The sequence below is a fragment of the Sphingomonas sp. genome (assembly GCF_039595165.1).
GTDB lineage: Bacteria > Pseudomonadota > Alphaproteobacteria > Sphingomonadales > Sphingomonadaceae > Sphingomonas.
This window is the reverse complement of sequence record NZ_JBCNMA010000184.1, coordinates 1-4,860: the sequence shown is the minus strand read 5'-3', so window position 1 is coordinate 4,860 and position 4,860 is coordinate 1. Positions and strand designations below refer to the sequence as shown.

At 69.7% G+C, this 4,860-nt stretch carries 3 protein-coding genes and 1 pseudogene; 2 read left to right on the top strand and 2 right to left on the bottom strand.

What is annotated here, in order from left to right; genetic code table 11:
* Positions 1-287: 287 nt before the first annotated feature.
* Both ABDV68_RS18315 and recG read right to left on the bottom strand, forming a co-directional pair.
* On the bottom strand, positions 288-725 hold the full coding sequence (locus ABDV68_RS18315) for a DMT family transporter (RefSeq protein ID WP_343521532.1): 438 nt from the start codon (positions 723-725) through the stop codon (positions 288-290).
* Between the two features lie 32 nt (positions 726-757).
* Complete coding sequence (gene recG / locus ABDV68_RS18310) at positions 758-2,815, bottom strand: ATP-dependent DNA helicase RecG (RefSeq protein ID WP_343521531.1); 2,058 nt, start codon at positions 2,813-2,815, stop codon at positions 758-760.
* 188 nt (positions 2,816-3,003) lie between these two features.
* Between recG and ABDV68_RS18305 the strand changes: the two genes are divergently transcribed.
* Together ABDV68_RS18305 and ABDV68_RS18300 are read left to right on the top strand one after the other, a co-directional pair.
* Complete coding sequence (locus ABDV68_RS18305) at positions 3,004-3,270, top strand: succinate dehydrogenase assembly factor 2 (RefSeq protein WP_343521530.1); 267 nt, start codon at positions 3,004-3,006, stop codon at positions 3,268-3,270.
* A 127-nt stretch (positions 3,271-3,397) separates the two neighbouring features.
* Positions 3,398-4,860, top strand: a pseudogene (locus tag ABDV68_RS18300) (transcription-repair coupling factor); the annotation flags it as partial.

Sequence of the window (4,860 nt, the reverse complement as noted above, 5' to 3'; positions counted from 1 at the left end):
GAAGCTGACGCTGAGCCGGCCGCGGAGGTGCGCTGGTGCCTTGGCGGCCGGCTCGGCGTCAGCTTCGACAGTGCGATCGACCTGGCGAGCTACTACGAGCTGCTCGCCCAGATGCTGAAAAAGGGCTGACCGGCAGTCGCGACATTCTATCCTCCCCCGCCAGGGGGAGGTGGCACGCGCGGCGTGACGGACGGGGAGGACGCCCAACGGCAGTGGCGTGTCCGCCCACGCCGTCAGCCTCCGGCTGACACCTCCCCCTGGCGGGGGAGGACTGATACCGATCCGTCCTAGCCCCGCCGCACCAGCACGACCCCGGCGAGCACCAGCAGCACGCCGAATGCGCGCATCGGCGTAATCGGGGTCTGCGCCAGCCGGATCAGCCCGAAATGATCGATCACCAGCGCCGCCGCCAGCTGCGCGGCGATCGCGATGGTGAGCATCGACGCGAGCCCCAGGCGTGGCGCGGCATAGGCGGAGGTCGAGACGAAGATCACCCCGTAGATGCCCCCGGTCCAGGCCCACCATGGCACGTCCTTGAGTCCGGCCGGAGAGGTGCGATCGAGCGTCGCCCAGATCCCGAGCAGGATCGCGGTTCCCACTCCGAAGGAGATCAACGCGGCGAGGATCACCGACCCGTTGCGCGCCAGCATCGCGTTGACCGGCGGCTGCATGGCGACGCCGATCCCGGCGAGGATCGTCAGCAGAATTGGAATGATCGCGCCCATCTGCGCCGCAGATAGGTCGTGACGCGAGCGGTTCAACCCGCGCGCAGCAATCCCACCGCCGCGTCGCGCTCGAACAGGTACAGCGCCACCCGCGCCGCCTGCCCCCGCTCGCCGCTGAGCCCGCCATCGCGATCGACCAGCAGCCGCGCATCGGCATTGGCCGCGCCGATCAGCTCGGCGAACTTCTCGGGCGGGGCGAGGCGGAAGGTCTGCTCGCCCGACTGGCGCGTGCCGAGCATCTCGCCCGCGCCGCGCAGCCGCAGGTCCTCCTCGGCGATGCGGAAGCCGTCATTGGTCTCGCGCATCAGCGCCAGCCGCGCCCGCGCCGTCTCGCTCAGCGTGCCCCCGCGCAGCAGCACGCACACCGATCGCCCGCCGCCGCGCCCGACCCGGCCCCGAAGCTGGTGGAGTTGCGCCAGCCCGAAGCGGTCGGCATGCTCGATCACGATCAGCGTGGCGTTGGGCACGTCCACCCCCACCTCGATCACCGTCGTCGCGACCAGCACGCCGAGCTCGCCCGAGGCGAAGCGCGCCATCACCGCATCCTTCTCCGGCCCCTTCATCCGGCCATGGACCAGCCCGATGCGGTCGCCGAAGCGCGAGCGCAACGCCTCCGCCCGCGCCTCGGCCGCCGCCATATCGACCTTCTCGCTTTCCTCGACCAGCGGGCACACCCAATAGGCCTGCCCCCCGCCCGACAGATGCCGCGCGAGGCCGTTGACGATCTCCTCCAGCCGCTCCTCGCTGATCACGCTGGTCTCGATCGGCTGGCGACCCGGCGGCATCTCGTCGAGCTTGCTCACGTCCATCTCGCCATGCGTCGCGAGCTGGAGCGTGCGCGGGATCGGCGTCGCGGTCATGACGAGCAGGTGCGGCGCGACCTTCGCCTTGGCCTGGAGCATCATCCGCTCGGCCACGCCGAAGCGATGCTGCTCGTCCACCACCACCAGTCCCAGGTCACGATACTCGACCCCCTGCTGGAAGATCGCATGCGTGCCGATCAGGATATCGATCGATCCGTCGGCGAGACCCATCAGCGTCGCCTCACGCACCTTGCCCTTGTCGCGCCCCGTGAGAATGGCGAGGTTGACGCCGAGCCCGGAGAACAGCCGCTGCAGCGTCTCGAAGTGCTGGCGCGCGAGGATCTCGGTCGGGGCGAGCATCGCGCCCTGCGCGCCCGCCTCGACCGCGATCAGCAGCGCCATCGCCGCGACCAGCGTCTTGCCCGCACCGACATCGCCTTGCAGCAGCCGCAGCATCGGCCGGCTCTGCGCCATGTCGCCCTCGATCTCGCGGATCGTCCGCGCCTGCGCCCCGGTCGGCGTATAGGGCAACCGCAGCGCATCGCGCAGCCGCCCGTCGCCCGCCAGCGGCCGCCCCTTCTTCGCCCGTGCCGCGCCGCGCACCAGCATCAGCGCGAGTTGGTTGGCGAACACCTCGTCATAGGCCAGCCGGTCGCGCGCCTTCATGTCGGCGGGATCGGCATGGATCCGCGCCAGCGCCTCGCGCCAGTCCGGCCAGCCATTGCGGTCCTTCAGGCTCGGCTCGATCCATTCGGGCAATTCGGGGGCGCGCTCGACCGCCTGCGCCGCCAATGCCGCCAACCGCTTCGACGTCATCCCCTCGGACAGCGGATAGATCGCCTCGCGCCCGCCGGGCTGTGCATCGGTCAGCGCGACCACCTCGGGATGCACGATCTGCAGTTCCTGACCATATTGGTCGAGCTTGCCGGACACCCAGCGCGATTCGTTGAGCGGCAGCTGCTTCTTCGCCCAGCCCGAATTGCCGCCGAAGAACACCAGGGTGACGTAATTGCCCCGCGCATCCACCGCCTCGACCCGTGACGGCGCTCGCGCACTGCCGCCCATGCGGTAATTCACGGGCGTCAGCGTGATCGCAATGATCTGCCCGACATCCGCCGCGTCCAGCTCCTCGCGCGGCAGCCGGTCGATCCACCCGCTCGGCAGATGGAACGCCACATCGACGACGCGCGCGAGGCCCAGCCGTTCCAGCGGCTTGGCGAGCTGCGGCCCCACGCCCTTGAGCGCGGTCACTTCGGCGAACAGCGGGTTGAGGATGTCGGGGCGCATCCGGTTCGGATTAGGCCATCTTGTTCCCCTGCGAAAGCAGGGACCCAGGGTTATCGAACGCACCGCTTGCCGCCCTGGGCCCCTGCTTGCGCAGGGGAACTGGTTTTTCTCACCCGCCCCGCCTATCTCACCTCGCAACCCCAGCCGACCGCGCGAAAAGCGCTGTCGGCCATTTCGCGTTGGAACCCATGGATCGAGAAACCCGCCTGAAACGTCTCCGCTTCCGCGCCTGGCACCGCGGCGTCAAGGAAGCCGACCTGATGATCGGCGGCTTCTTCGACGCGCATCACGCCGGCTGGGACGACGCGGAAATCGCGCTGTTCGAGACGCTGCTCGAGGAGCAGGACGTCGATATCATGGCCTGGGCGATGGGAACCCAGCCGGTCCCTCCCGAGTATCAGGGAACCATCATGTCCGCGCTCAAGGCGCTCAACTACGTGCCCATCGCCGAGTAATTCCCAGGCCGTCACCCCGGCCTCGTGCCGGGGTCCACCGGGCGGCACATGAATCCAGAGAGCCTCTTGCATGTCGCGGGCGGCAAAGTGGACCCCGGCACAGGGCCGGGGTGACGAAGAGAGCAGAATGCCCGACCTGAACCAGATCCTCTCGGCCAAGGCGCCGCTCACCCTCTCCGGCGCCCCCTCGGGCTTCCTCCCCTGGCTGCTCGCCGACCTCGCGCGCGCCTCGACCACCAGCGCCGTCTACATCGCCCCCGACGAGTCCGCGATGCGCGCCGTCGCGTCCACCGCGACCTTCTTCGCCCCCGAGCTCGAGATCGTCCAGTTTCCCGCCTGGGACTGCCTGCCCTACGACCGCGCCAGCCCGACCCTGCGCGTCATGGCCGAGCGCATGGCCGCGCTCGCCGCGCTCCAGTCCAAGGCCAGCAAGCCCCGCCTGATCCTCACCACCGTCAATGCCGCGACTCAGCGCACGCTAACCCCGTTCCGCGTCCGCCAGATGACCGCGCGCCTCGCGCCGGGCGAGCGCATCTCGCTCGACCGCCTCGCCGCGCTCCTCTCGGCCAACGGCTATGTCCGCACCGACACCGTCCATGATTCCGGCGAGTTCGCCGTCCGCGGCGGCCTGGTCGACCTGTTCCCCTCGGGCAGCGAGCAGGGCCTGCGCCTCGACTTCTTCGGCGACGAGATCGAGAGCGTCCGCACCTTCGATCCCGCCGACCAGCGCACCACCGGCCGCGTCGACGGCTTCACCCTCCTCCCCGCCTCCGAAGCCCTGCTCGACGAGGACACGATCAAGCGCTTCCGCACGCGCTATCGCGAGAAGTTCGGCGCCACCGCCACCGGCGACCCGCTCTATCAGGCGATCAGCGACGGCCGCCGCCTCGCCGGCATGGAGCATTGGCTGCCCTTGTTCGAGGAGCGCCTCGAAACCCTGTTCGAGCATCTCCCCGAGAACGCCGTGATCGTCCGCGACGCGGGCGATGCCGGTGCGGCGGAAAGCCGGTTCGAGGCGATCGCCGACTATCAGGCCAACCGCGTCCGCGCCCAGTCGACCGATGCCGGCAGCTACCGCCCGCTCGGCACCGACCAGCTCTACCTCCTCCCCGCCGAGTGGGAGAAGCGCATCAAGGAAGCCAGGGCCCATCTCGCCACGCCCTTCCACGAGCCCGAAAGCGCGACCGTCCTCGACTTCGCGGTAGACGGCCCGCGCGACTTCGCGCCCGAGCGCGCGTCCGGCACCAACATCTACGAAGAGGTCACCGACCACCTCGCCAAGCTGCGCAAGAACGGCAAGAAGCCCGTCCTCGCCAGCTATTCGATCGGCTCGCGCGAGCGGCTGAAGGGCCTGCTCGCCGACCATGGCCTGCCCAATGCGGTGTTCGCGGAGAGCTGGCAGGAGGCGCTCGGCGTCGCCGCGGGCGGGCGCGATTCGGGCAATGTCGCCCTGATCGTCCTGCCCCTCGACCACGGCTTCACCTCGCCCGAAGTCGCCCTACTCACCGAGCAGGACATGCTCGGCGACCGCCTGGTTCGCCGCAACAAACGCAAGAAGTCGACCGACGCCTTCCTCGCCGAGCTCGCCAC

What these genes read in the sequence shown, in the direction of transcription:
- ABDV68_RS18315 (WP_343521532.1), bottom strand. Translation starts at nt 725, where the DNA reads ATGGGCGCGATCATTCCAATTCTGCTGACGATCCTCGCCGGGATCGGC.
- recG (WP_343521531.1), bottom strand. Translation starts at nt 2,815, where the DNA reads ATGCGCCCCGACATCCTCAACCCGCTGTTCGCCGAAGTGACCGCGCTC.
- ABDV68_RS18305 (WP_343521530.1), top strand. Translation starts at nt 3,004, where the DNA reads ATGGATCGAGAAACCCGCCTGAAACGTCTCCGCTTCCGCGCCTGGCAC.